The sequence below is a fragment of the Endozoicomonas sp. GU-1 genome, from assembly GCF_027366395.1.
In the GTDB taxonomy this organism is placed as follows: Bacteria; Pseudomonadota; Gammaproteobacteria; order Pseudomonadales; family Endozoicomonadaceae; genus Endozoicomonas.
In genome coordinates, this window is the sequence record NZ_CP114771.1 from 1,099,134 (window position 1) to 1,126,124 (window position 26,991).

Sequence of the window (26,991 nt, forward strand, 5' to 3'; positions counted from 1 at the left end):
TCCGAGAATAGACTGCCCTACACGGCAACTGCTCCTGCGTTGCTCTAGTTCCTGCATCCATGCAGTCGTGCGGTGGCAGCAAATTGGTCTAAAAATTCCGTTTTGTTCGGCAAATAGCCCCGCTATTCACCTCACAAAACGAAATTTTTATTCTCAATTTTCTGCCATCCTCGCTACGGGGTCGCCTAGACGGGCGCTATTCTCGGTCAGCCTCCTAAGGGCAAAGCATTCTCTCTATTCAAACTCCTTCAAACTCTCTACCGTTATGGCATAAACAACGTCTGTGTACTCGGAGGTATTGTTTTCAACCCTGATCACTCCTTCCAGCCAGTAAGGGGTATAGCCCGCTTCCGTGACTTTTATGCCCTGGTCATAGCGGACAAAAATGGTCTGGTTGGGTGGCGGTGGCGGTACATGAATACAGGCTCCCAGGGTTGGCACCAGCAACAACTCTGTGGCTGATTGATCCTTGCCAATATTCAGCGGCACCAGGTAACCGGGAATTTTGACCCGTTGCTGATTCATACTTGCTACCGGAATCTTGCCCAGCTCATCAATATACTCGATAGCCTCTTCCTGACTGATTTCCCCTGCCTCATATTTACGGACAATTTCCTCATCCACCGGCGGCATCAGATCATCCCAGTTGATCTCTTTGATCGCAAGCTTTTCAGGGCTTGCAGCCATGGCAAAGTTCACCGGCATAAAAGCCAGCATAAGCACCACGGCCAGCCAGCCAGGGTGTGGTCTTCCTGCTATCATTATTTGCTCTCCTACAGCCTGACCGTCAGACCATCCGCCAATGAATTTTTATAGGCCCGCCAGGCAGGCACTGCACCCAGCATGGTCGCCGAGATAACAATAGCAACCGCCAGAATCCACTCAAACATCCCCGGTAACGCAATGGTAATGTGCAAACCCAGCTGCATTTGCAATACCGGTTGAATAGCGAACAGCATTCCATACATCAGCAGGAAGCCCAACAGTGTACCAGTGATGGCATAGATCAGGGACTCGGTCATCATCAGGGTAAAGATATGCCAGGGCCGGGCCCCTACTGAACGGAGAATGGCCATCTCTCTGCGCCGCTCATTAAGCGACGTCAGAATGGTGGTCAGCATGCCCACCAACCCAGCAATCACCACCATCACGGAAACCGCCAGCAATGCCTTTTCCGCTGAACCCACCAACTGCCAGAGTTCTCCCAGGGCAACACCCGGTAAAATAGCCGTCAGTGCTTCCTGACGATACTCATTCACTGCCCGCTGATACCGAAAAGCCGCCACCCGGGACTTCAAACCAACAAAATAGGCGGTGATGCTGGATGGTTGCAAATCCATGGCCCGTGCCCTGTCGGCAGAAACCGAGAACAGGGCATTAGGTGCCGCCCCATTGACCCAGTCAATGTGCAACGCCTCAATCCCCTCCAGAGAGATCATTACCACTCGGTCCATCGGGGTGCCGGTGGGCTTTAACACACCAGAAATCCTGAAGGGTTTATCCTGATGCGTCTGCAGGCTCCGGTTTTCAACACCGTGACTGAGCACTATTTCCTGACCAGCCTGATAGCCAAGAGCCGCAGCCACTTCAGAACCAATCACCGCATCATAGAGATCATCAAATGGCTTACCATTTTTGAAACTGATGGGCTGATCATCACCAAAACGGAAGTATTCAAACAGGGTTTGAGCGGTACCCACCACGCGATAACCTTGATGGGAGTCCCCCAGGGCAATAGGGATAGTCCAGGCGACTGCCTTATTGGAAGACAATTCCTGGTAGGTTTCCCAGGTAATGTTATTGGTCGCATTACCCAGATGAAACACCGAATAAAGCAGCAGATTAAGCGAACTGCTGCGGGCACCGACCACAAGGTCGGTACCGGACACGGTACTGGTAAAACTGTTCCGGGCCTCAACCCGCACCCTTTCCACGCCCAGCAACAAAGCCACGCTGATGGCAATGGAGAAAATGGTCAGCAATGCCGTGGTTTTGCGATTACTCAGACTTTTCACCGCCAGATGAAGTATTGACATTACACCACCTCCGGCTGGCCTAAAGGCCGATGTTGACTGGCCCGGTTAATTTCATTCAAGGCCACAGAGCGATCAAACAAGGCTTCCAGAGCAGAGTCATGGCTGACAAAAACCAGTGTACTGCCAGCAGCCTCACACTCAGCAAACAGCAGACGAATAAATGCCTCACGGGTATCGCTGTCCAACGCCGAGGTGGGCTCATCTGCGATCACCAGATCAGGGCGGCCAATCAATGCTCTGGCTGCCGCCACTCGCTGCTGCTGGCCGATACTGAGCTCCGTCACTGGCCTTTGCAGCAACTGCGGATCGGTCAGCTCCAGATGGTTCAGCAGTCGAATCGCTTCCTGTCTGGCATCAACGCCCATGGATTGCACGTTTTCACGGCGCTTGCTGGCAAATCCCAGTGGCAGTGTGACATTGTCAACTACTGAAAGGTAAGGGATCAGGTTAAACATCTGAAAAATAAAACCGATATGATTGGCCCGGAAATGATCCCGGCGTGCCGGAGAGAAACGACCAATGTCGTTTCTCAGCACAGAGACAGCACCGGCAACCGGTGTGAGCACGCCGCCCAGCAGCCCCAACAGCGTCGTTTTACCCGACCCTGAAGCCCCCCGGATAAACACCTTCTCCCCCTGATTGATCAACAGCTCCGGTATATCCAGAACCACAGTTCCTGGCTGCCAGCCAAACTGGACATCCTTTAGATGAATCACCGGTTGACCGAGACTACTCATATCAGAAGCGCACCTCTGGTCGCTCACGGTTCATCTGACCCGCTATCTGGCCAGAATCGGTAAAGCCCTGAACCTGCAACTGTTCACTGTTTGCAAACCGCTGAAACAGTCGGGTAGAGATGCTGTTGAGCCCGGCAATATTGGCACACTCATAAACATAAGTAGCGGCAATATCCATGTGCGCTGACTCATGGTGACCATCACCATGGTGGTCATCGTGCCCATGACTGTGATGGAGGGAATCCTGGTGACCATCTGTATGATGGTCGTCATGGTCATGGTGGTGTCCATCTGCATCACCGTGATGATCTTCTCCATGCTCACCGCTGGCCGATGCCGATGCCGCTTTCAACCTGCAGGACGCCGCTGGCGTAAAAGACCATAAATCGTCTTTTTCCAGTTCCTGCAAGGCATCTTTAAGTTGCCTGCGTTGAGCGTCCGAACGGATGGATTCAAAACCAAGAATATCAAACCCCGGCGTTTCCAGCTCAATATGAACCTGACGACCTTCAATGGCAAAATTCAAATGACCGGCTCCATGTACATGGGCTCCGGCATGACGATGCCCATCAGCGGAAACACCTGCTGTTATCAAGGCACAGGCAACAGCGGCCACTTTTGCAACACAACGCATACACAATTCCTGAAAGAAAGAAAAAAACAAGTGATGAACCATCAAACTTCAGAGCTAGCAGGGGGTGCGCGGGTGTGTCTTTTGGTCGGCGTGGAAGAATGGATTGATAAACGATAGGGACGGTCATTAAGTACCGCAGCAAAGCGAACCTTTACTTTGCACCAATGAACCGGTGAAGCGGCTTGAGACACCAGCATACAGGCTGATGAATGTGGGTGCTCATTGTGCTGGTGATCACTGGCATCATCGACCATCGAAATAACTGGATGCTGCCAGAATATTTCAGATTGCTGATTTTCCTCCAAAGTCGTATGAACGTGGCTCAGTGTGTAGTGCACCACCAGCAGATACACAGCCACCATGAGAAAAGACAGCAATTGTTTGCTGTCTTTTCCACGGTCTGTCCGGCAAAGGCTGATGGTCATCTTCTGCGATTCCTTTCGGTTTTGCCCTCACTCTGTTCCGGAGGGACCAGGGGGCTGTCCGAAAATAGACTGCCCTACCGGCAACTGCTCCTGCGTTGCTCTAGCTCCTGCATCCATGCAGTCGTGCGGTGGCAGCAAATTGGTTTAAAAATGAAAATCGTTATAACATAACGCACATCAAATCACCAAAATATAATGCCAAAGTAGTGTATATGATCAGGTATCAGGACCGCAGCGGTATCCGGTTATTTTACCTGGTGAACCAAACATCTGATTTGTTGTCAATAAGTCCCAACGACTTAGGGGGTGAGCCCTGATGGTCATTTTAAAGAATTATTCTTTTCAAGGTTTTTAATGCCTGACCAGAGGAGTTGGTGTATATGTTTTTTAATCCTGCCCATTCCACTCCCGTTGACTCTGGCAAGGTTGAGCCACCGCCGCTCAATAAAGATAAAGCCCCTGCTCACCGGTCATCCGAAGAAAAAACTTCAATATTATTCCGAACCACCAGTGGTGCCTGCTTCAGGTGCAGGCCAGCTGACGCTGATCTGTTGCCACAGCTGTATTGCTTCCCGTGTTCAAATTTAACCAGTAAGCCACTCAAGTCGCGCGACTCAAGTAAAATTTATGATCCTTCCCATGTTATTGAAAGCGCACCCTACCCGCCGGAGAGCGCTCAGGGTGATCTGCACTGCGGGGTCATAGACCTGGCAAGGCAGTCGCTACCTACACTATCTCACCAAGACGACAGTGATGCCATGCCCCTGCCCGCTGACATTCGATGTGCCAGAAAATTTTGTCCTGAGATTAATCAGTTTGCACAGTGCCAGGTGTTGACTGAGTTGTCGAAAAGCCTGGAGGTTGCCTGTGCCAGAGGCGTAATGCTGAATAATTTGAAGGGCGCTGAAGATTCTCCTCCGGGCATTGAATGCGGCCAGTGGCTGTCTCTGCATGAACTGCCTGCCCATTACCATAATGATGATGAACATCCCGCCCGGACGCTGGCATCTGTTGTCAATAAGCCCGGGGTCAACCCGCTGATACTACCTGAGCCAACCACTGCAATCAGGGAGACTGAAGGAGCAGCAGCGGCACTGGCAACCCCGACAATAGCCTATGCCCAGTACGAAGCCATGGTTAAACAGTTTGGGGAGGTACTCAATGGCTTTGCCGGGCTAAGGCGTGCCTATCAAAACCAGACCGATAGCGTCGATGAACTGTGCAGAGCCATTGTTAGCCAGCAATCACAAATACAAAAGCTTGAGCTGGAACTGCAAATCCACAAAGCAACCACCGGCAACGGCGTTTTACTCTGGAAGATACCCGGTTTCAACAATGAGCTGGATAAGATCAGGAGTGGTGTCAGTCAACAACTCATCAGTCCCTTGTTTCATTCAATTAAAGGACATGCATTGTATGCACGAATTTATCTTACTGGTAATAGCGCAGATCAGGATCGGGATATCGGTCTGTCCATAGGGCTTATGCCATCGCTTTATGATCCGATTCAGCCTCAGCAATTCGCCGGATCTATTGTATTTGAAATCCTTGGCAGAAGTGGTGTGGTGATACACAGTGATGTCATTCTTATTGTTGAAAACGTAACCAAGCTTCCGAACCCGGAAGATAATCCAGAGACTTATGTCAATTGTATTTCTATAAGCCAGAAAAAGATGATGGACGAATGCCTGGTAGACGACGACCTCTTTATCAGATGCAGGCTTTAGCGATTAAAACTATGGAGCTATCCTGAAATAACTTCGACATTTCTACAGACGCTACCCGCTACCTGCCGCCCGCTTCCCGAAAAGCTGGAACCACTTGTGCTTTTGCGGGCAGCGGCATTTTCCCGGACTCAATAAAATGATGAAGTGATTCCGGGACAATTCCTATGTAAACCGGTTGCCTGTCAAAATGAGCGCCGGTCAATAAACGGCAGAGGATCGTCTGATTTACTCAGACCATTTTTCATGGCAATGCGCTGGTTTTTACGCCCCAGCAGGCGTGCCTGAACCCAGCGCTCCCAGCGCAGAGCTTTCCAGGTGTCGGCTTTCCAGGTTTTTCTGAACAGGTATTTGGCTGCGGCAACGGCATCCGGCGATTGCCTGCAAATGGTTTGGGCAAGCTGTTCTGCGGCCGCCATCGGGTCATCAGCCAACCGGCTGATCAAACCGAACTCGTGCCCCTCCCGGGCAGTGAATTTACGCCCGGTCATGGTCAGCTCCTGGGCAATATCAATACGGGTCAGCCGGGAGAGCGTAACCATACCACTCATATCGGGAATCAAGCCCCACTTCATCTCCATAATGGCAAGGCTGGCATCCGCCCTGGCAATGCGATAATCCGTGGCCAGGATAATCTGCATCCCACCACCAAAGCAGTTACCACGAATAACGGAGATAACCGGGACCGGCAGGTCTCGCCAGCAATGGGCTATCTCCTGGGCAATATTCTGTTTGGTCCACGGCAATTTAAGAAAGACTTTTGCCACTATGCCCGGGTCTTTGTTGACGGCCTGAAAATCCAGTCCTGAGCAAAAAGAGGAACCATTCCCAGAGAGAATCACACAGCGGATCGAGCGATCCTTCCGGATTTTTTTTGCGGTAGCAATCATGTCACGAAACATGACCATATCCAGGCCGTTATGTTTCTCAGGACGGTTCATGGTGACGTAGGCAATGTGATCTTTCACTGCATAGAGCACACGGGGTTGATCAGACATGGGAACCTCAACAGCAGCCGGTAATTATTATTATCGGAGTGAATCATTCCATAAAACGGCTGCTGTCGCAAAAGTACATGATCCGCCGATCAGACATGAAACTGGTCAGTGGTCACAGAATAGTCCGGGAATGGGTGCCTGGGTAATGTTGTATTTTCCTTCAAGATCACGATAGACAATGGCACTCCAGATCGTGCCATTTTCCAACTGGAACTCCAGGGCGTAATTAACCCCATTAACAATCTGAGAGTGCACCGCCAGCATTTTTTTCAGTTTGGCCGACTTCTCCACTCCCTTGACCACCAGCTTTACCGCCTTCAGAACCTCTGGAGTAACTTCAGATTTTGTCCAGCCACCGGGCAGATTGTCTTTGGCCTGACAGATGGCTTCAGCAGTTTTATTATCGACCACCGGCTTGTCATACGGTGCTTCACATCCCATAAGCATGATTGCTGCATACAGCGCACAGATCATTTTTACTTTCATTGGCAACACCCCATCTTGACCATGACTGAAACAGTTTACTGCACAAATAGCGGTAATGTGTTGTCCTTTATCACCGCTGGAAACCGGATTACCGATGAAACAGAAGCCGATGGAGGAGTGGTAATCGGAAAATGATTTGTTGTAGTATGCGCCACCAGTTTTTTCCGGGTAACAGCGCTTGATTGAAAGTTTATTGAGCCCTTTCTTTGAGGTTTACACGTTTGAGCATGACTATGAAAAAATAATCCCGCTGTCAGCAAACGCAGGCAACGCTATTTTTGCCTGCGTAAAAATCTAAAGGTTTGCTGCCTCTCTAATTTTTGTTATGTCACACAGCTGTGTGACACACTCTTTTAGCTGCTCATTTTAAGCACTTTATCAACTATTTGTTTGAGCGACATGAACTACTTGTAGCCAGAGTCACCCTCTTTCAACCGATAATGGGCTTTTTCAAAGGCCACGACCATCTCAACTCTTCGCTTATGAGAAGATATGAGGTCTTCAGCTGGCCTTTTGATTTTCCTGCGACCATGAGCAGGCAGAGATGGTGAAGCGTCCTGACCAGCCTGTGATTTCAGCAGTTTTGATGCCTGTCTTTGCATGTAACTCGTGATCTTGGCTTCATAATTTATGGCCAGCTCTTCTATCACTTTCTTAACTTCAACTTTGCTGTTTTTCTGTATTGTCTTTGTTATTGTTGAAATAATTCTTCAACTATGGCAGAAACAAAACATCAACAGAACCTGGCCTTTTTTCATTAACAAGACATCATCCGAATCAAAATGGCATATTTTTCAGGAACACCTCAAACGGTGGCTTGGGAATATTACCCTCAGCATCAGGCTTTAAGTCCGGGTATTGGCTCAGTACTTGATTGATCCTGGCCCACAATACGCCTAACTGTTTTTGTTCTGACGCACTATATTTCAAAGTTTCAGAATACTCTTCTGGCTAATGGGCCCTGCTCGACGTAAAGACAGGGCCTTACAGGAAAGCTCCAGAGAATGCGGTTAAATTCGTCATATTCTTTATCACTTAACACCGGTTTGACTGCCTTCAGCAGTCGTACCTGGGAAAGCATTAAATATCCCTGATCCATATCAAGGTTGCGGACAAAACTTGTTAACTCCACACCAACCCTGTAAAAATCACGCTCATCATATTCACGGGGGGCATCACCCGGATTGTCGAGGCGAGACGACATAATGCCATCCACAAAACCTTTCAACTTTCCTGCCAAAAAATTAGCCTTATCCCAGTAGCGGGCCATGCGCTTATTATATTGCTCCTGTGATTGCTGCTTGTATGCTGCGGCCTCCGCCGGCAGGAGAGCCTTGAGCTCCGATAAACTTTTATTATATTTAGCTATCTGATCCTGATGAACCTCAGTTTTTTGAATGGCCCTCTGTAGCTCATGCCTCACCTCGTCACGAGCAGCCTCTATGGATGCCTTCGTTATAGGCTTCAGACTGCTGTACATAGAATAAAACCCCACAACAGCAACTGCTGCTCCAGCAACTGCACCGCAAGCTAATGGGTTTTCTTTAATTGCTGATTCTATCACTTCAATCACACGATCAGACAGACCTGTACCTGGTCTGACTGTGTCAGGAACTCTATCCAGACGTTCAGCCAACTTGGCAAAGGCAACAGCTCCGCCAGCAGCAGAAACCCCAATGCCGAATGCGATAGGGAGACTTTTTGTTGTAGTTCCCTTCACTGGGTCATAATCAAGATAAGCCTCTTTGACATATCTAAAAAAACCACCCTTGGAAACAGTGTCTGGTGGGAGTACAGGGTGTATCAACCGACCTGAATTCATCGCACTATCGAACATAACCAAACTCCTGTATGTTGAAATGAGTTAAGTAGCTCACCATTTGCTGCCGCATAAATCGCTGACTGGATAGCCGTTTCAATTTAGTAAGTTTGACCTCCATTCTCGTACTAAGTTCCAAACGAAAATCATGGGAGTGAATACAAGCAGACGGAAAATTGAACTTTTTGCCTCCAGAACAATCTGTTAAATGTCGATGCTGCGATAACGTCACAAACACTATGTTAGAGGCAACAACACACCAGGCAGGAAACGCCTCTCAGAGCATACCCGATGATAGTGAGCATTGTGCAACTGGCTCCTCACAGCTCTTGCAACCCCTTGCAATCCATAACAAAAGCAACGGGTATATTACTGACAGCTCCGGGCCAGAAGAAAAGCACACTAAACCTTTCGCTGAGTATTCCATCCTCGCCCCGGAGCCAGCACTTACCATCCCCAAACTGTCCCGTCGTTTGAACAGACTGGTCCAGCTGGCTGCTGATTTCAACATCATCTGGGAACCGCCAACAAAATTATTGATGGAATTCTTGCAGAAACAGGCGATTTTCAAGCCAGCTTTCTGATCAGCATTCATAGAAACCATGATGATACAGTGGCACACCTTGCTGGCCGCTATGGATTTTATACGACGCAACACAGTGAGATAGAGGAGAAAAAGTACACTTACCGTTTTAACTTAATGTCCCCTCTGCACAGCCATTGATGATTCTTCGACGGATTAAGCAGGAATATATTGACGATGGGTGTTCGGTGAAGCAAATTCAGGCAATAAAAAACCAGCGCTCTGGCCGGTGACTTGTGGCGCGTAAAATGGGTTAATTAATAATGTCATCAACGGTAAGATTCAGGGCTTGTGCAATTTTAGTAATTGTTTTCAGGGAACCCTGCTTCTTGCCACTCTCAATCTGGCTGATCATGGCTTCGGAAATACCGGTGTTTTCAGCGAGGGACTTTTGACTCATGCCTCTATACTCTCGCCACACCTTCACAGTATTTTCAGTCAACAACCGGTTCACTACTTCGGCAGGTATCAACTCTTCCTCACCCCGCCGTAACGCAGCCCGAAATTCATGAACAGCATCAGAATCCTCCAGGTCCTCCAGCTTCTCAAGCATTGCCTGATATTCGTCATAAGGCATAACCACAAAAGCCGGTTTCCCTTCATGCTTCAGTATATCGACCATCACCAAAACCTTTGGGGACATTGCCCCCATCTTTAACTTAAAGTAAATATAGAATTTACTTTAAGTTAATCAACAAAAAATCTTGCACATTTGATATGCTGCCGATTTTGGCAAGGAATAAACTGGCGCGAAACAGCATTGTATTTCTGGTTCGGTCATACAAAACAATTTGTCAAACCAGTGATACTTTTGCCTGCTGGCAAACTATCCGCATGTTAACATTGCATTTATTGCCGATCAGATGGGGCACGCGGATTACTCGATGCCGGTTAAACGCCATGGCCGCTGGATGAAAACCGAGAGCCAGAATGAGGTTAACCGGATCTGGACTGCACTGGAGTCCAAGGGACACTTTTTAAATCAAAATGCCCCAATGATGCCCCAAGAATCAGACAAAACCACTTAAGTCATTGAATTAAATGGAAAATACAGACCTATCCAAACACACTCCGATGATGCAGCAGTATTTGCGCATCAAACAGCAGCACAGGGATCACCTGGTGTTTTACCGGATGGGGGATTTCTACGAGCTGTTTTATGACGACGCCAAAAAGGCTGCCCACCTGCTGGACATTACCCTGACCAAGCGAGGGCAATCCGGTGGCGAACCCATCCCCATGGCGGGTATTCCATACCATGCGGTGGAGGGCTATCTGGCCAGGTTGATCCGGTTGCGTCAGTCCGTTGCCATTGCCGAGCAGATTGGTGATCCGGCCACCAGCAAAGGGCCGGTGGAGCGTAAGGTGGTTCGTATTCTGACCCCTGGTACCGTCAGTGATGAGGCCTTGCTGGATGAGCGTCAGGATAATCTGCTGATGGCGGTCAACCAGCGGGAAAACCGCTATGGACTGGCATTTCTCGATATCAGCAGTGGCCGGTTCAATGTGCTTGAGGTGACCAGTGAAGAGGCACTGCTTTCTGAAGTTGAGCGCCTGAGCCCGGCCGAAGTATTGCTGAATGATGACCGCAACTGGCCTGAGATATTACTGCGTCGCCCCGGTTCCAGCAAACGCCCCCCATGGGACTTTGACCATGAGAGTGCGGTTGAGCAATTAACCCGACAGTTCCAGACGCAAAGCCTTGATGGCTTTGGCTGCAGCCACTTAACACTGGCTATTGAAGCGGCTGGCTGTCTGCTGCAATACGCCCGGGAAACACAGCGCACCGCCCTGCCCCACATTCGCGCCCTGGCCCAGGAAAACCGTGAAGAGAGCGTGGTGCTGGATGCCGCCAGCCGGAGAAACCTGGAACTGACCACCAATATGAATGGCGGCCGGGAGCACACCGTGGCGGCCGTGCTGGATCGCACAGCCACGGCCATGGGCAGCCGCCTGCTCGGACGATGGATCAACCGGCCACTGCGCAATATTGTCAAACTGCAGGCCCGTCAGTCAGCAATCACCGCCCTGAAAGATGGCTGCCATTTTGAGTCCCTTTACCCCATTCTCAAACATATTGGCGACATTGAACGTATTCTTGCCAGGGTTGCCCTGAAATCTGCCCGACCACGGGATCTGGCACGGTTAAGGGATGCCCTGCAACAACTGCCAGAACTGCAGCAACAGCTGGCGACGATTGATAGCCAGACAGTACATCAACTGGCAAAAAGCATCAGCGAACACCCTGCACTCGAAGCATTATTGACCCGGGCCATCATTGAGAACCCACCGGTGGTGATCCGTGATGGCGGGGTGATCGGCGAAGGTTATGACGCCGAGCTGGATGAGCTTCGTTCCATCAGTGAGAATGCGGGTGACTACCTGGTTCAAATGGAATTACGGGAGCGGGAGCGTACGGGTCTGCCCAGCCTGAAAGTCGGTTACAACCGGGTACATGGTTACTATATCGAGTTGAGTCGCCGTGAATCCGAAAACGTCCCGGTAGACTACATTCGCCGTCAGACCCTGAAAAATACGGAACGCTTTATTACCCCGGAGCTGAAAGAGTTTGAAGACAAGGCGCTGTCCAGCAAAAGCCGTGCCCTGGCCCGGGAAAAAGCACTGTACGATGAACTTCTGGACAAACTGGTGGCACAGCTGGGGCTGCTCCAGGAGTGCTCCATGGCCCTGTCAGAGCTGGATGTGCTCAGCAACCTGGCTGAACGGGCTGAGACACTGAACCTCTGCCGTCCTGAAATCCTGCAGAGCCCCGGTATTGACATTGTTGAAGGCCGCCATCCGGTTGTTGAGCAGGTTTTGGACGAACCGTTTGTGGCAAACAATGTCACCTTCAATGTTCAGCGTCGTATGCTGATTATCACCGGTCCCAATATGGGCGGTAAATCCACCTATATGCGACAGACGGCGTTGATTGTGCTGCTGGCTCATATTGGTAGCTTTGTACCGGCATCCCGTGCGCGCATTGGTCTGGTGGATCGGATTTTCACCCGCATTGGCTCTTCGGATGACCTGGCCGGTGGTCGTTCAACCTTTATGGTGGAAATGACGGAAACCGCCAATATTCTGCATAACGCCACCGAGCAGAGCCTGGTGTTGATGGATGAAATCGGCCGTGGCACCAGCACCTTCGATGGACTATCCCTGGCCTGGGCCTGCGCTCAATATCTGGCAGATTCAGTACGGGCATTCACCCTGTTTGCCACCCACTACTTTGAGTTGACCCAGCTGCCCGAAGAGTGCAATACGGTGGTGAACGTGCATCTCAATGCGACCGAACACGACGATCGCATTGTCTTTCTTCATGCGGTCCAGGAAGGTCCTGCCAGCCAGAGCTATGGCCTGCAGGTGGCACAACTGGCCGGTGTACCCAGGCATGTCATTAACCAGGCACGGCAGAAACTGGCCATGCTGGAGCAGCAGGAACCCGCTCAACAACCTGTTGTAAAACCATTGGGAAAGGCTACTTTCACACCTCAGGCTGATCTGTTTACCAGCCCTGAGCCACACCCGGCGGTTGAAGCCCTGGATAAAACAGACGTGGATAACCTGACACCCCGCCAGGCTCTTGAGCTTCTTTATACGCTCAAGGGACTGGGAAAATGATTTAATGGTGCTTATACCCTGACCGGTATAAGTTTATGTTTATCACGGCTATCCAGCGGGTTTACAACTCTGGTAGACTTGCCCGATATTTTTGTATTGCCTCAGGTTCTGTTACGAGAACCTGTCACACTATGACATGCTTTCGTGAATCACGAATATAACAGCAAAACCGGGCAGTACTTTTTTTTAGTCAGATCAAATGGAGTTTAACCACCATGGCTTTCGTAGTGGGTGAAAACTGCATCAAGTGCAAATACACCGATTGCGTGGAAGTCTGTCCTGTGGACTGCTTCTATGAAGGACCAAACTTCCTGGTTATTCACCCGGATGAATGTATTGACTGCGCTCTTTGTGAGCCAGAGTGTCCGGCAAACGCTATTTTCTCCGAAGATGAGGTTCCCGATGATCAGCAGGAGTTCATCGAACTGAACGCCGTGCTCGCGGATGTCTGGGATAACATTACCGAGAAGAAAGACCCTCTCCCTGATGCAGCAGAGTGGGATGGCGTGAAGGGCAAGCTGGACCAGCTGGAACGCTGAGATCAATCGCAAAAAAGCCATGGGGGTTACCCATGGCTTTTTTATTAACAGAGAATGTCAGGCCATCAGTTAAACAGGGACTCTCCTGACAACCCCTGCTTTTCAAGAATAGATCGAAGCCGTTTTAAAGCCTCTACCTGAATCTGTCTTACCCGTTCACGGGTCAGGCCAATCTCTTTACCGACTTCCTCAAGCGTACTGGTTTCATACCCCCTGAGACCAAACCGGCGGGCAACCACCTCTCGCTGTTTTTCTGATAACTCACCTAACCAGCGGTCAAGACTGTCATTGAGATCCAGATCCTGTAGCAATTCGGCCGGGTCGGCACCTTTTTCATCAGAGATCGTATCCAGAATGGATTTATCAGAGTCAGGTCCCAGTGGTGTATCAACCGATGTCACTCGTTCATTAAGACCGAGCATCCGTTTTACATCAGCCACCGGCTTATCCAGCAACTCGGCAATTTCTTCCGGGCTGGGATCATGATCCAGCTTCTGGGTTAATTCCCTGGCAGCCCTGAGATAGACGTTCAGTTCTTTAACCACATGAATTGGCAGACGTATGGTGCGGGTCTGATTCATGATCGCCCGCTCAATCGTCTGTCGTATCCACCAGGTCGCGTAGGTTGAAAAACGGAATCCACGTTCCGGATCAAATTTCTCAACCGCACGAATCAGTCCGAGGTTACCCTCTTCAATCAGATCAAGCAGTGTCAGTCCGCGGTTGACATAGCGCCTGGAGATTTTAACAACCAGCCGGAGATTACTTTCAATCATCCGGCGTCTGCCCGCTTCCACCCCTTTTCGGGCAAGGCGGGCGTAGTGAACCTCCTCCTCGGGGGTGAGGAGAGGTGAAAAGCCAATCTCATTCAGGTACAGCTGGGTTGCATCGATGGATTTGTAAAACCCATCGTCTTCTTTTCGACGACCGGTACTCACCGGAGACACAGCCGCAGGCCGCGGCTTATCGATATCATCGTTCTCGTCAACCACTTCAATGAGGTCACCGGCATTTTCGTCCGGGCTCAATTCATCCTGTCCCTGGATTACATCGTCAGCATAACTGCTTAGCTCTGCGTCATCCCTCTTCGATGCCATAAGAGTTAGTCCTATCCGAAAGTCCCACTCTATGCCGGGCAACCCAAAAAAGTTGCGCCGACACCCGTGAGATCCCTCTACTACAACAGCCACTGACCTTCGCTATCAGCGCCCTGGAAGGTACCCCATCGGGTCGACCGGTTTACCATCACGCCGAATTTCGAAGTGCAGCTTAGGCTCCGTCGTTCCTGTAGAACCTATTTCGGCTATCTTCTGGCCCGCTTTAACTGAGTCTCCCTCATTCACCAATAGATCCCTGTTGTGCGCATACGCGCTCAGATAGCTACTATTATGTTTCAAAATGATCAGCCTGCCATAGCCGGACAGGTCGCTTCCTGCGTACACTACCTCACCACTGGCAGCTGCCTTTACAGGCTCTCCTAATTTGCCGCCAATATCAATCCCCTTGTTAACGGGCATTTTGAGCGAATAGGCGGAAATAATTTTTCCGTTCGCAGGCCATTGCCAGCCACTGCTGCCGGAAGCGGTACTTTTTGGCGTCGAACCCTTTGCTGTATATTTTTTGACCGGAGCGCTGCTTTTGGCAACGGTTTTCTTTGGCTGCCTGACTGGAGTCACCGACGGAGCAGCAACCCGGACCGGCGGATAGATAAGTTTATTTTCTGCCCCGGATAGATAGTATAAGGACTTCGAATGCTATTCTTTCGGGCCAACTCTCTGAAGTCTCTGCTATAGAGCCAGGCTATTGAATAAAGGGTTTCTCCGCTTTGGACAATATGCTGACCTGAAGTCACCTTCGGTGGTGATCTCAGGTCAGTGACCGTCACCCTGGCCGGATCATGGCTGCAACTTGCGGTGAGCAGGCAGGCTGTTAGGAAAAGTATTTTTTTTGAGCAATCACTCAAATTAATCAGAGTGATTTTCATGAAATCCAACACTTTATCAACTCCATTACCCTGCATGCCCACAAAAATCATTTATTCAATAAAAGAATATAAACAGTAACTTATGGTTTAAAATATTATACCAATATCAGTATTTTCACCTATATTGGCACGATTGCTTAGTGATTTTTACTACCCACCCACTCAATCATCGCCACCAAAGCAATGGCAAAAATCATCAGCCCAATAGATTCAACCAGATAAGCAGGCTGCCCGGTAATTCCCTGATAATTCATCGGCGACACGTTCGCCTGAATCAGCGGGACCAGCTCCCCGGAACTGTTAACCCGTGTTGCCAGTGTCTCCTTCCATGGCCAGACTTTGCCCAGAGCTCCAAGCATCAGGCCGGTCAGTAGTGAAATCGCCAGATCGCGGTGCTTTTTTAGCAGCCATGACAACACATGGGAAAAGCTGAGCAAACCGCCGATACAACCCAGGCCAAAAACGGTCAGTACACTGAAATTCAAACTCTTCACGGCATCAATGACCGGACCATACAGCCCCATCATCAGCAGCATAAAGCTACCGGAAATACCGGGCAGAATCATCGCGCAGATAGCAATGCTACCGGCAAAAAACAGCGTCAGCGGCTCTGGTTCAAGACTGGTCGGGGTTAATACACCCACAGCATAAGCAATCACAATACCAGCGATCAGGGTGATGACAGTCGCCACATTCCACTGATCAACCTGACGAATCATATGCAATCCGGACACCAGAATCAGACCAAAAAAGAAGGCCCAGAGCATCTCCGGATACGTCGCCAGGAACCAGGTAATCACATGGGCAAAGGACAGAATACTGGTCAGCACACCACCAAACACACACACCAGAAATGTGCCGTCTATTCTCTGCCACACACCGGCAAACCCTTCCTCACCAAGGACCTTCATTAACGATGGGTTAACACTTTTCAAGGCATTCAGCAGCCGGTCATAAATACCAGTAATAAATGCGATGGTTCCACCGGATACGCCCGGCACAACATCAGCGGCCCCCATAGCCATTCCCCTGGCGATGAGGGCAAAGTAAGAAGAATGATTCGACATGTTCTGACCTTTGGAACAGAAGTTAAGTAAAATGCCATCAGTCATCCCTGACTGACTGCTTTTTTGTGTGGGTACGTTCAAGAAAGTAACGTCTTTTTTATGACGTATCAGCGTATAACACCCGCCAGCAACGGTACAAACCGGACAGCTTCCAACACCTTGCGCTGATACTCATCACCGTTTCTGGTCACTAACACAAGATCCTGAAGGTTGTTTCCTCCCACCGGAATGACCAGCCTGCCACCTTCCGGAGACAGCTGGCTCAACAACGCTGCAGGAATTTCTCCCGGTGCCGCCGTGACAATAATCCCATCAAATGGACTTTCTTCCGGCCACCCCATACCACCATCGGTATGACGAAGACGAACATTTTTCAGAGAAAGCCTGGAAAGTCTCTGCTGTGCCTTCTCCTGCAATGGCCTGATGCGCTCCACGGAGCAGACCCTGGCCACCAGCGAAGCAAGCACAGCCGTCTGATAACCGGATCCGGTGCCAATTTCCAGCACCTTATTCAGTTCACCCCGGGCCAACAGCACTTCCGTCATTTTTGCAACAATGTACGGCTGGGACAGCGTCTGATTATGACCAATCGGCAGAGCTGTGTCTTCATAAGCACGATGTGCCAGCGCCTCATCAAGAAAAAGATGACGGGGAATGGTGCGAATGGCATCCAGAACCTTGCCGGACTGAATACCCTGATCCATCAGACGCTGGATCAGCCGCTCTCTGGTCCGGCGGGATGTCATACCGATACCATCAATTTCAAGATCCCTCATACACAGGCTCCAAGCCAATCCTCCATCAGTGATAACGTTGCATGGCCGGTCTTATCGTATTGCAATGGGGTAATGGATACATAGCCAGAAGCCACTGCATGAAAATCAGTCCCTTCCTCAGCAACCAGGGGCTTACCAACACCACCGATCCACCACACCGTATTGCCACGGGGATCGGTTATTTTTACCGGAGGCTTTGACGGGTGACGATGGCCGAGCCGGGTAATTTTCATCCCACGGATCTTTTCATAGTCACAGGCCGGGACATTGACATTGAGTATCGTGCCTTCTGGCAGAACCTGATCATCAAGGCGCAACATCAAATCGTGCAACACTCTGGCACTCACTTCCAGGTGGCGATCCTCTTGACCGCAGGATGAAATAGCGATTGCGGTTTTTGCCAGCAAGCGTCCTTCCATGGCCGCAGCCACAGTCCCCGAGTAGAGCACATCATCGCCCAGGTTGGCGCAACTGTTAATACCGGAAACTACGCGTTCCGGAAGGCGGCCAAACAGCCCACTGGCAGCGAGATTGACACAATCTGCCGGTGTTCCGTTCACACTGAAGAACCCATTGTCGTGTTCTTTCATGCGCAGTGGCCGGTCCAGGGTGAGGGAATGGCCCTTGCCAGAACAGTCATTATCCGGAGCCACTACCCAGCACGGACCGTGCGATTTCATGGTGGCAAACGAAAGGGCCAATCCCCTGGCGGTTACGCCATCATCATTGGATAGCAATATGGTCATAGTCCCTCAATCCTGAATTAATCCAAATTTTTCTTAAGCCCACTGTCGTGAACTGCATGACTCATTTCACGCCCCAGTTTCATGGCTCTTGTTGATAACAATCAAACAACTCCCTGAGTACAGACGTCGCAAAACAGCCCTTTGGCAGTCGGAAGCGCAATACCAGTGAACGTCCTTCCGGACTGTTTTCCCACACCCAGGTGAACTGCTGAGGTATCAGGCGGTTAACTCTGCGCTCCTGCAGCAAACCGGCCCTCTCAAGTCCATCACACAACTGAGGATATCCGGCAGTGACCGACTGTTCAAAAGTCAGCACCTGGTCAGTCACTTTCGATGCTCCCCTGCCCCACAGCGGCGAAGTCGGACTCAGTTCACCATTCCCCAGGCGAGTCATCATGGCTTCGTCCGGCGCCACAAAAATCAGGCTATTGCTATCTGGAAATCCTAATGCATCGCCACCAAGATACTGGTTCCAGACCCCGGCAGTAACCTTTTGCGACAGAACCCGGTTAAACAGCCAGGATCGGGCTGCAGACAGATAGACCGATCGTTTATTACGCTGAACCCTGAATTTTCCAGCCAGCATATCGACGGCCTTGTCAATATTACGCCCCTCATGACCAAAGCGCTGTTCACCGAAGTAATTGGGCACCCCTGCACGGGATATCTGCTCTAACCGGGCATTAACCAGCGCAGGATCAGCATCTACATTGTGCAATGTGATGCAGAAATCATTTGCCTTCAGGGCTCCGGTTTTCAGTTTTTTCCGGTGGCGGGCCTGTCGAAGGATCCGTATGGTGTCACTCTCCAGTCCACTCCAGTCGGGATCAGCCATACCAGGCAGGGAAACACAAAACCATTGACGTGTAATTCCATGGCGATCCTTTCTCCCGGCATAACTTACCGACTGTCTTCTGACTCCTGCATGTCTCGCCAGAAGCCCTGCGACCCAGTCGGTATTCTCCCCTTTTTTTTCAATCAGCAGAAAAAGGTGTTCACCTTCACCTTCGGGCTCAAAGGGCAGTAGCTCATCAACCAGAAAATCTTCATGACAGGATTTGAAAAGACAGCTGCCTAAAGGACCACCAAAGGCATAATACCAATCAACGGAGTAATCGGCAGGCATCGGTACATCTGCATCCATGATGCGCACTCAACAAGGCAAAAATTAACAATAAACAATACCGCGTTTGACGCAGTTTTTGAAAGGAAATACTGAAAAATAACCATGGGTGGTGGGCCTCCTGGGAGGCTCCACCCTTTGGATCACGATCCCAAATCTGTCAACAGAACAACGGCGTGAACTGCAATACCCTCTTTTCTACCGGTATAGCCCAGCTTTTCAGTGGTGGTCGCTTTGACATTCACCAGCGATGGGTCAATCCCCATGTCTTCGCTGATATTCTGCCGCATCTGATCAATGTGCGGTGCCATTTTAGGCGACTGGGCAATGATGGTACTGTCCATATTGACGGGAACCAGGTTGTGCTGCTCAAGCAGAGCAATAACATGACGCAGTAACTTGCGGCTATCAATGCCAGCATAGCGTTCATCAGTGTCCGGAAAATGCCTGCCAATATCACCCAGACCTGCCGCTCCCAGGAGTGCGTCGCACAGGGCATGAAGCAGCACATCGCCATCAGAGTGCGCCACCAGCCCATGGGTGTGAGGAATTTTTACCCCACCCAGAACAATATAATCACCTTCATCAAAGCGGTGAACATCAAAACCATGACCAATACGCATCAAGTGACCTCAATAAGTTTCGACTGCTGTTCTATATATAGAGTGGCCAGAGCCAGATCAGTTCCCCGGGTCACCTTAATATTATCGGCATGTCCTTCCACCATCACGGGCTGTTTGCCAGCGTACTCAATGGCACTGGCCTCATCCGTTACCGGCATCTTATCCGCTATCGCTTTTGCCATGGCGTCATGCAGCATGCCCAGACGGAACATCTGCGGTGTCATGGCATGCCAGAGCCCCTGACGGTCTACCGTTTCAGACACACCATCATTGTCCCCGGCCCGCTTGATGGTATCGGTAACCGGGCAACCCAGCAGACCGCCTACAGGGTGGTCATGGAGCTGGTTCACCAGCCACTCCATATCCGAACGGCGAATGCAGGGGCGGGCCACATCATGAACCAGTACCCAGTCATCAGGGGAACCAATATCCAATAGCACTTTCAAACCATTAAGTACCGAGTGGTAACGCTCATCCCCCCCCCCTGGGCCAGGAGAATTCCCGGGTTGCGAAGTAATTCAATGGATTGGTGATACTCATCATTATGATCAAGCACCACCACGATCTTTTCCAGCCTGGGAAAATCCAGCAACCGCTCCAGAGTATGCACCATCAGGGGCTTGCCCTTGATTTCAAGGTACTGTTTGGGAATATCGATATTCATTCGGCGGCCAACGCCCGCTGCCGGAACAACCGCCCAGTAACGAACCGCATTCATGGTTTCTACGCTACTCACTCTGACACCCTTAACTTGAACATCCAGAAGCCCGCTCAGAAACGGCTCCTGACCAATACAGGATTTAATCGTAAGTCAAAAAGAACGTTTCATCACTGCGGATCATACCCAGCTCCTGGCGCGCTCTCTCTTCAACCGTTTCCATCCCCTGCTGCAGCTCCACAACCTCTTTGGCCAGCAGACGATTACGCTGGTACAAACGTTCATTTTCCAGCCTGAAACGCTCAAGGTTATCTTGTTGTGTCAACATTTCAGCCACACTGCCTTCACCAATCCAGAGCCTGGTTTGCAGGTAAACCAGCAGCAGTGTCAACAGGGTTATTGCCAGTTTTTTCATCATCAGTTCCGCTTTAAACCGTCACTATCCAGCAGCAGGGGCAGTAATAGAGACTTAACGCTGAAGTTTAACAGGAGTACCCGTGGTTTAACATACAACCGGATCTTTGAACTGTTTCACATTAATGAAGGTCATTAGAAAAAGCCAGACATCAAAATAAGCAACTCAAATGATCGCTCTTACTATCCCGGGTATTTATGAACGGAAGACAGCGTTCTACACCCGGGTTGCTGTTGAGTTCAATCGGGTACTGGCTACCCATCACCCGTAGGCCAAAGACCCGGGAGTTCGGAATATGCCGACTGGTAATCCCATTGGCAGAACCACCAGCCATACCCCTCCGGCTAATACCACCTTCCCGCCCGTAGAACACAGAACCAGTCACCGAATCACTGTCGTTATCAACCCAAGGCCGTTGCTATTGCTGGATCTTCCAGAGCAACCCATAAGACACATACTGGTTTTTTTAGGGGACCGTGATATCAAGGCCATGGCACAGACCTGTTCGTCTTTGCTGGCTATCGTCCGTGCAGATCATCTGCCCGCCAGGATCTGGTTTAAACAGCTCGAGCCACGACAGCAGCAGCAATTCATCCAGATTGCCAAAAATATCAGCAACCATGAACTGGAAGCCTGGCTGAGGCAATTCACCGGCAATGAAACGCTGATCAGCACTATTTGCGGCCATTCAGCCGGGGAAGTGACAGACAACGACATACCGCCACGGGAACCTCAAAAAGGGAAATATTTCCCGCAAATCCTGTTTTACACAGTGCACCAGTTGATGGTTAACTGTCGTACTTTCCGACCGGAATTGGCAATATCCATTGACTGCATCCCCTTTACGGCGGCATCAGCCAAACTCAGCAGCGATGGACGCTTTCTGGCGACCAACAGTTACGCGCGCTGTGGTTCGGATTATGGCAGAACGGAAATCACCGCAAGGCCCGCAGAGATAGCCATTGCCCATGAAGACAGAGTACGGCGGATCACCTTCAGCAGTGATAACCGGCATATATTGAGCTACACGGCTTCAACCGCAAAAATCACCAGCTGTAATGCCGACGGCAGCTGGACAGAAAACTCATCATCATTTCTGATCGATTTATCAGCTCGGCGACTTTCAGCCCCGACAGCCGCCATGCAGTGATGGCCAGGAGTGGTCGCAGGGCCATAATATGCACAATGAACCAGGCTGGCCGCTGGGCAGTAACAACAACAATGGGGCACAAAGGGAGGATTCTTTCAACAACATTCAGTCCTGACAGCCGCTTGGTCGTCACCACCAGTGTCGATCACACGGCGAAAATCCATGCCCGTGACAGCAACGGCAACTGGCTGGAGCTGACCACCCTGAACCATAATGGTAAGGTCACTGCCGCTGAATTCAGCCCTGATGGCAAACATATCATCACCATTAGCGACAAGAATAACCAACCTGATCGCACCGCAACAATTTTCAGCAACACCAATAACAGTTGGGTAAAAAAAACCTGTATTAACCACTCCCTGGAAATTACCGACACTTCATTCAGTCCTGACAGTCGTCATGCAGTAACGGAGAGCTTCGATTATACTGCCAGAATCCTGAGCTTTGATACCCACGACAACTGGCAACATAAAACCACGATCAAACATAAACGACGGATTTCTTCTACTAGATTTAGCCCCGATAGCCACTATTTAGTCACGGCCAGTAGCGATCATACAGCAAAAATCTACCGGTATGACGCAAACGCCAGGCGCTGGTCAAAACAACAGATTATCGTCCATGATGATATGTATATTACCTCAGCCACGTTCAGCGCTGACGGCCGCCATATCCTGACATTTTCCCGCAATTACTCACCCATATCCCTGCCTGTATGCAACGCCAGAATCCACACTTGTACGGCCGGTGGCAACTGGATAACCAGCCTCAATTTTACGACAGCAGGCGGGGTTTACTCAGCCAAATTTAACCACGATGGCTCCCATATTGTCATCGAAGCCAGAAATGATGACGCCATCATCATCTATGGCCTTACGGCAGATGGCCACTGGTTACACAAATCGACGCTGCACCAACATTACAAGCTTGACCTGGTAACATTCAGTACTAACGGGGGGCATTTAATGACTATCAGTAACGACGGTCAACTGGTGCAGGTCTGGCACCTTTGTAAGGAGGATTTAACACCACATCCCCAGTGCTCATTAAATGAACTGTCGCCTCCCCCTAGAAAAAAGACCCGAAAGTCTGCTCCAAAAGTTCACAGGTAAAGGGCGATCGACGGATTGATTTTCCCCAGGTCGGGGTGGCTCAGCCTTCTTTCAGCCTGTCGGGTTTGCCCGCTTCGCCAGGCAAAAAAAAGGGAGACTTAGAGCCTCCCCTCGCCATCAGCAGCGACTGCTAATCAGGCACGCTTGAATTCAGCAATACCACGGTAAGGCGCTTTGCCTTCCAGCTGCTCTTCGATACGGATCAGCTGGTTGTACTTGGCTACACGGTCAGAACGGCACAGGGAACCGGTCTTGATCTGGCCAGCACAGGTACCTACCGCCAGGTCAGCGATGGTAGCGTCTTCAGTTTCACCGGAACGGTGAGAGATAACGGCAGTGTAGCCAGCGTCCTTGGCCATCTTGATCGCATCCAGAGTTTCGCTCAGAGAGCCGATCTGGTTGAACTTGATCAGGATAGAGTTGGCAATGCCCTTATCGATACCTTCTTTCAGGATCCTGGTATTGGTTACAAACAGGTCGTCACCAACGATCTGGATCTTGTCGCCCAGCAGTTCAGTCTGGTACTTGAAGCCGTCCCAGTCAGATTCATCCAGACCATCTTCAATGGAGATAATCGGGTATTCTTCGGTCAGACCTTTCAGGTAGTCAGAGAACTCATTGGAAGTGAAGACTTTGCCTTCGCCTTTCAGGTTGTACTTGCCATCTTCGTAGAACTCGGAAGCTGCACAGTCCATAGCCAGAGTGATGTCGGTGCCCAGAGTGTAACCGGCCGCAGCAACGGCTTCTTTGATGACCGCCAGAGCGTCTGCATTGGAAGCCAGGTTTGGTGCAAAACCACCTTCGTCACCCACGGCAGTGTTCAGGCCCTTGTCGGAGAGAACTTTCTTCAGAGCGTGGAATACTTCAGCACCCATGCGCAGCGCTTCAGCAAAGTTTTTGGCACCAACCGGCTGGATCATGAATTCCTGAATATCAACGTTGTTGTCAGCGTGCTCACCGCCGTTCAGGATGTTCATCATTGGCACTGGCATGGTGAACTGGCCAGCAGTACCGTTCAGCTCAGCAATGTGCGCGTACAGAGGCATGCCTTTATCAACGGCAGCGGCTTTGGCAGCGGCCAGAGACACCGCCAGAATGGCGTTAGCGCCCAGCTTGGCTTTGTTGTCAGTGCCGTCCAGATCAATCATCTTCTGATCCAGGCCACGCTGGTCATTGGCATCAAAACCAAGCAGTGCTTCACGGATAGGACCGTTAACATTGGCAACGGCTTGCAGAACGCCCTTGCCCAGGTAGCGGGACTTGTCACCATCACGCAGCTCCAGAGCTTCGCGGGAACCCGTGGAAGCGCCGCTGGGAGCACAGGCAGTACCAAAGGCACCAGACTCAAGAATGACGTCAGCTTCAACAGTGGGATTACCACGAGAATCGAGGACTTCGCGAGCCTTGATTTCCTTGATAGCGGTCATGAGATACTCCGGGTGAAGAATTCGGAAATTTCAAGTGAGAGGTAAGCAATACCGTAAAAGAGCGGTGGCATTGTTACGGGAGCGGCAACTATACCACCGGAAAATCCTGTGTCAAAGCCTTACAATTTCGCTGGACACCGCGCCAACATTGAGCTTCGTGGATTTCTGATCGTTACTGTTAACGACTGTTAATCGCCTGTTAACCATCGTTTAAACCAGGCATCAATGATCAAATAATCATCAAACAGCTATAACAATGATAAGTAAAATTACTACCTGAGATACAATTCAAAAATCAGTTTTTCTGCTGTGCAGTCAAAATCAAACATGGCATCAATGGTGGCACTGCCCTGATGGAGAGTCACCGTTTTCTTTACCTGACAGTGGTCAGAAATACGGTTAGCCAGGGCTTCCATCGTTGCCATCTGATCGTTTGCCTGTTGCTCAGTATCCCCCTTTATGGTCATTTCGAGGTGAGTATCCCCGGGTGCAATCACCTGGCCAATCTCCAAACAGTGATCGGCATCAACTTCCAGTTCAGCGGTGGTATTGTCCATATCAGGCCTCCTGTTGAATGCCAGATGATGATATGCAAGGAATCATTTTCTGAAAAAATCAACAATAAGATAGCACAATGGCCTTGAAAAATGAGTGAATAAGAAAAATCGGAAATAAAATGGAACCATATTCCAAATTACTGGTCAAATAATGGTAAGAACCAGATCCTGTGAAAAGGGCTGGACGAAAAACAGGAATAACCGAATCAAATTAAAAATTATTATTTATAAACGAAAGTTATTATAGAGCAACCAATGTCTAATACAGCATCAAATTTAGTGGGTTCAAAATACACTGGCTATCTTCAAGATAACTGTATTCTTGCCAGTCTTCTGAAAAGCCCGGTTACTGTCGCCAAGGCTTTATTTCCATACTTAACTTTGCCTTCTCAAGCTTGGTCTTCTCAAGCTTGGTCTTCTCAAGAAAGCAGCCTTCAATCAAAAAAAATTTCTTCATACAATATATCAGTTCGTAAAGTTGGCGATTATCTTCTGGTATCTCTCCCTTCTGAAAAGGATACTCATCCCGATAAAACCACGACAGCGAATCCCCCATCAACAGAAGATTCTGACCAACTAGATTGGCGTATTCCCGATGATGATGAAGATGATCCGCGGCGATACTTTTCATTCTGGTTTAATGAGAATGCCTCCCCGGGCAAATCCACTGATCAGGCGTCCGCATCACTAAATGTCAAGGATTCATTATGTGTAGCTATTACGGATGATAGCGATGCAGATGATCAATTTTGCGAAGAAACGACGCCTGTTAATGGCCCTGACAGCATAATCGCTCCCATGAGTCTGCACTGCTTTGAAACTGACAGTATGATTCGCATTGCTAACGATTCAGATCAACTGGATATTCATACTGTTGACATCATTAAGGACAGTGAGCTTGCCAATCAGCTTGGCATTTCGGGTAAAGTCACCGTTGACAAAGTGTTTTATCAGGCAGGAACCGGTGCTATTATCGCCCAGGTAACGATCAATGGTCTGGAACAGTTATTGACTCTTTTTTATATCAATGTAGAAACCAACATCAAGCTTCCGGTCACCCAATATCAGCTGAATTCGTATCTCACAGAGACAAAAAATAAGTATGCTCCTCACTATAAATTTTTCAAGGAGGAATTAAAAAAGTGTCTTAGCCCAAAGGTCATGGGAACGAACAAAATAAAAGACGATAAAGACGGTGAAGACAATAAAATTGAAGAAAATAAAGCTGAAGAAAACAAATCTAAAGAAAATAAAATTGAAGAAAATAAAATCAAAGAAAATAAATTGAGAATGAAATCATTAAGAATCACGATACCAACGTATATGCATCCGAAAACCATAGAACAGGAAAAATATTTTTGTTGCAATCAGGGTATCAGCTCCGTCACTAATAAAGAAGGAACTGACGTCATTGAAGCGGTCAAGAGGAGAATGTACCAGCAGGAGGAGAAATTAGTTAGCCTCAGAGGGCCACGGTTGGAACACCCGGATATAGATTCAGCACTAGAACACGTCAAGCAACAAAAAATCGCGATGGCGGCCAGTCAGCGTGATGCTAAAAATCTGAAAATACACTTTGACAAGCCAGAGAAGGTTACCTTGTCCCAAAGACAAGCAGAAACAGTCAATATGCTAAATCAAAGGAGGCTTAAGCATAAAAAGGAAGGGATTGATTTCGGAGCCCCTAAGGATACCCCAACTGAATTTCCACATTACTTACTGCCCAGCGATTCCCCCAAAAATTGATC

29 protein-coding genes are annotated in these 26,991 nt (G+C 49.6%); 7 read left to right on the top strand and 22 right to left on the bottom strand.

Annotated elements, in window-relative coordinates:
• Positions 1-234: 234 nt before the first annotated feature.
• Genes O3276_RS04380 through O3276_RS04400 form a run of 5 tightly spaced genes read right to left on the bottom strand, consistent with a single transcriptional unit; the run spans position 235 to position 3,832 of the window.
• Positions 235-762 carry a DUF3299 domain-containing protein gene (locus tag O3276_RS04380; RefSeq protein ID WP_269674538.1) on the bottom strand — a complete coding sequence of 176 codons (528 nt, stop codon included), beginning with the start codon at positions 760-762 and terminating at the stop codon, positions 235-237.
• An 11-nt stretch (positions 763-773) separates the two neighbouring features.
• Positions 774-2,036 (bottom strand): ABC transporter permease, encoded by a 1,263-nt coding sequence (locus O3276_RS04385; protein WP_269674539.1) that lies wholly within the window; start codon positions 2,034-2,036, stop codon positions 774-776.
• The gene (locus O3276_RS04390; protein ID WP_269674540.1) at positions 2,036-2,773 is read right to left on the bottom strand and encodes an ATP-binding cassette domain-containing protein; all 738 of its coding nucleotides are present in this window, start codon (positions 2,771-2,773) and stop codon (positions 2,036-2,038) included. The genes O3276_RS04385 and O3276_RS04390 overlap by 1 nt, the downstream gene beginning before the upstream one ends.
• Position 2,774: 1 nt before the next feature.
• On the bottom strand, positions 2,775-3,407 hold the full coding sequence (locus tag O3276_RS04395) for a ZrgA family zinc uptake protein (protein ID WP_269674541.1): 633 nt from the start codon (positions 3,405-3,407) through the stop codon (positions 2,775-2,777).
• A gap of 41 nt (positions 3,408-3,448) precedes the next feature.
• Positions 3,449-3,832 carry a hypothetical protein gene (locus tag O3276_RS04400; protein WP_269674542.1) on the bottom strand — a complete coding sequence of 128 codons (384 nt, stop codon included), beginning with the start codon at positions 3,830-3,832 and terminating at the stop codon, positions 3,449-3,451.
• A 380-nt stretch (positions 3,833-4,212) separates the two neighbouring features.
• On the opposite strand from O3276_RS04400, the gene O3276_RS04405 reads away from it, so the two are divergent.
• A complete protein-coding gene (locus tag O3276_RS04405) occupies positions 4,213-5,559 on the top strand; it encodes a hypothetical protein (protein WP_269674543.1) in 1,347 nt (448 codons plus the stop codon).
• Between the two features lie 182 nt (positions 5,560-5,741).
• Here the strand turns inward: O3276_RS04405 and O3276_RS04410 are convergent, their stop codons facing one another.
• The 4 genes from O3276_RS04410 to O3276_RS04425 all read right to left on the bottom strand — a co-directional run bounded on the left by O3276_RS04410 (position 5,742) and on the right by O3276_RS04425 (position 8,877).
• Positions 5,742-6,554, bottom strand: a complete 813-nt coding sequence (locus O3276_RS04410) for a crotonase/enoyl-CoA hydratase family protein (RefSeq protein WP_269674544.1) — start codon at positions 6,552-6,554, stop codon at positions 5,742-5,744.
• Between the two features lie 105 nt (positions 6,555-6,659).
• Entirely contained in the window at positions 6,660-7,040 is a 381-nt protein-coding gene (locus O3276_RS04415; protein ID WP_269674545.1) for a cystatin family protein, read from the bottom strand.
• A gap of 404 nt (positions 7,041-7,444) precedes the next feature.
• Entirely contained in the window at positions 7,445-7,642 is a 198-nt protein-coding gene (locus O3276_RS04420; RefSeq protein ID WP_269674546.1) for a hypothetical protein, read from the bottom strand.
• Positions 7,643-7,974: 332 nt separating this feature from the next.
• Positions 7,975-8,877, bottom strand: coding sequence for a hypothetical protein (locus tag O3276_RS04425; RefSeq protein WP_269674547.1), 903 nt, complete (start codon positions 8,875-8,877; stop codon positions 7,975-7,977).
• A gap of 221 nt (positions 8,878-9,098) precedes the next feature.
• On the opposite strand from O3276_RS04425, the gene O3276_RS04430 reads away from it, so the two are divergent.
• Positions 9,099-9,443: a hypothetical protein gene (locus O3276_RS04430; protein ID WP_269674548.1), complete on the top strand. Its 345-nt coding sequence runs from the start codon at positions 9,099-9,101 to the stop codon at positions 9,441-9,443.
• 252 nt (positions 9,444-9,695) lie between these two features.
• On the opposite strand, the gene O3276_RS04435 is transcribed toward O3276_RS04430, so the two are convergent.
• Positions 9,696-10,064, bottom strand: a complete 369-nt coding sequence (locus tag O3276_RS04435) for a type II toxin-antitoxin system RelB family anti-toxin (protein WP_269674549.1) — start codon at positions 10,062-10,064, stop codon at positions 9,696-9,698.
• Between the two features lie 419 nt (positions 10,065-10,483).
• Here O3276_RS04435 and mutS point away from each other — a divergent pair, with 419 nt between their 5' ends.
• Both mutS and fdxA read left to right on the top strand, forming a co-directional pair.
• A complete protein-coding gene (gene mutS / locus O3276_RS04440) occupies positions 10,484-13,066 on the top strand; it encodes a DNA mismatch repair protein MutS (protein ID WP_269674550.1) in 2,583 nt (860 codons plus the stop codon).
• Positions 13,067-13,281: 215 nt separating this feature from the next.
• The gene (gene fdxA / locus O3276_RS04445; RefSeq protein ID WP_101747078.1) at positions 13,282-13,605 is read left to right on the top strand and encodes a ferredoxin FdxA; all 324 of its coding nucleotides are present in this window, start codon (positions 13,282-13,284) and stop codon (positions 13,603-13,605) included.
• A gap of 65 nt (positions 13,606-13,670) precedes the next feature.
• On the opposite strand, the gene rpoS is transcribed toward fdxA, so the two are convergent.
• From rpoS to O3276_RS04495, 10 genes are all read right to left on the bottom strand, one after another.
• Positions 13,671-14,702, bottom strand: coding sequence for an RNA polymerase sigma factor RpoS (gene rpoS, locus O3276_RS04450; RefSeq protein WP_101747077.1), 1,032 nt, complete (start codon positions 14,700-14,702; stop codon positions 13,671-13,673).
• A gap of 105 nt (positions 14,703-14,807) precedes the next feature.
• Complete coding sequence (locus tag O3276_RS04455) at positions 14,808-15,281, bottom strand: peptidoglycan DD-metalloendopeptidase family protein (protein WP_269674551.1); 474 nt, start codon at positions 15,279-15,281, stop codon at positions 14,808-14,810.
• Between the two features lie 445 nt (positions 15,282-15,726).
• Positions 15,727-16,656, bottom strand: a complete 930-nt coding sequence (locus O3276_RS04460; protein WP_269674552.1) for a polyprenyl-phosphate transporter — start codon at positions 16,654-16,656, stop codon at positions 15,727-15,729.
• Between the two features lie 107 nt (positions 16,657-16,763).
• Positions 16,764-17,432 carry a protein-L-isoaspartate(D-aspartate) O-methyltransferase gene (locus O3276_RS04465; protein WP_269674553.1) on the bottom strand — a complete coding sequence of 223 codons (669 nt, stop codon included), beginning with the start codon at positions 17,430-17,432 and terminating at the stop codon, positions 16,764-16,766.
• Complete coding sequence (gene surE / locus O3276_RS04470; RefSeq protein ID WP_269674554.1) at positions 17,429-18,178, bottom strand: 5'/3'-nucleotidase SurE; 750 nt, start codon at positions 18,176-18,178, stop codon at positions 17,429-17,431. Before surE ends, O3276_RS04465 begins: the two co-directional genes overlap by 4 nt.
• Positions 18,179-18,257: 79 nt before the next feature.
• Positions 18,258-19,322, bottom strand: coding sequence for a tRNA pseudouridine(13) synthase TruD (truD, locus tag O3276_RS04475; protein ID WP_269674555.1), 1,065 nt, complete (start codon positions 19,320-19,322; stop codon positions 18,258-18,260).
• A gap of 122 nt (positions 19,323-19,444) precedes the next feature.
• Positions 19,445-19,924, bottom strand: a complete 480-nt coding sequence (gene ispF / locus O3276_RS04480) for a 2-C-methyl-D-erythritol 2,4-cyclodiphosphate synthase (RefSeq protein WP_269674556.1) — start codon at positions 19,922-19,924, stop codon at positions 19,445-19,447.
• Positions 19,924-20,358, bottom strand: coding sequence for an IspD/TarI family cytidylyltransferase (locus O3276_RS04485; RefSeq protein WP_269674557.1), 435 nt, complete (start codon positions 20,356-20,358; stop codon positions 19,924-19,926). Before O3276_RS04485 ends, ispF begins: the two co-directional genes overlap by 1 nt.
• A gap of 8 nt (positions 20,359-20,366) precedes the next feature.
• A complete protein-coding gene (locus tag O3276_RS04490) occupies positions 20,367-20,660 on the bottom strand; it encodes a 2-C-methyl-D-erythritol 4-phosphate cytidylyltransferase (protein ID WP_269674558.1) in 294 nt (97 codons plus the stop codon).
• A gap of 64 nt (positions 20,661-20,724) precedes the next feature.
• A complete protein-coding gene (locus O3276_RS04495; protein ID WP_269674559.1) occupies positions 20,725-21,000 on the bottom strand; it encodes a septum formation initiator family protein in 276 nt (91 codons plus the stop codon).
• A 292-nt stretch (positions 21,001-21,292) separates the two neighbouring features.
• Between O3276_RS04495 and O3276_RS04500 the strand changes: the two genes are divergently transcribed.
• Entirely contained in the window at positions 21,293-22,147 is an 855-nt protein-coding gene (locus O3276_RS04500; RefSeq protein WP_269674560.1) for an F-box protein, read from the top strand.
• A 35-nt stretch (positions 22,148-22,182) separates the two neighbouring features.
• On the top strand, positions 22,183-23,259 hold the full coding sequence (locus tag O3276_RS04505; RefSeq protein WP_269674561.1) for a WD40 repeat domain-containing protein: 1,077 nt from the start codon (positions 22,183-22,185) through the stop codon (positions 23,257-23,259).
• Between the two features lie 134 nt (positions 23,260-23,393).
• Here the strand turns inward: O3276_RS04505 and eno are convergent, their stop codons facing one another.
• Together eno and O3276_RS04515 are read right to left on the bottom strand one after the other, a co-directional pair.
• On the bottom strand, positions 23,394-24,686 hold the full coding sequence (eno, locus tag O3276_RS04510; protein ID WP_209275708.1) for a phosphopyruvate hydratase: 1,293 nt from the start codon (positions 24,684-24,686) through the stop codon (positions 23,394-23,396).
• A gap of 272 nt (positions 24,687-24,958) precedes the next feature.
• The gene (locus O3276_RS04515; protein WP_269674562.1) at positions 24,959-25,243 is read right to left on the bottom strand and encodes a DUF406 family protein; all 285 of its coding nucleotides are present in this window, start codon (positions 25,241-25,243) and stop codon (positions 24,959-24,961) included.
• Between the two features lie 255 nt (positions 25,244-25,498).
• Here O3276_RS04515 and O3276_RS04520 point away from each other — a divergent pair, with 255 nt between their 5' ends.
• Positions 25,499-26,989, top strand: a complete 1,491-nt coding sequence (locus O3276_RS04520; RefSeq protein WP_269674563.1) for a hypothetical protein — start codon at positions 25,499-25,501, stop codon at positions 26,987-26,989.
• Positions 26,990-26,991: the final 2 nt, after the last annotated feature.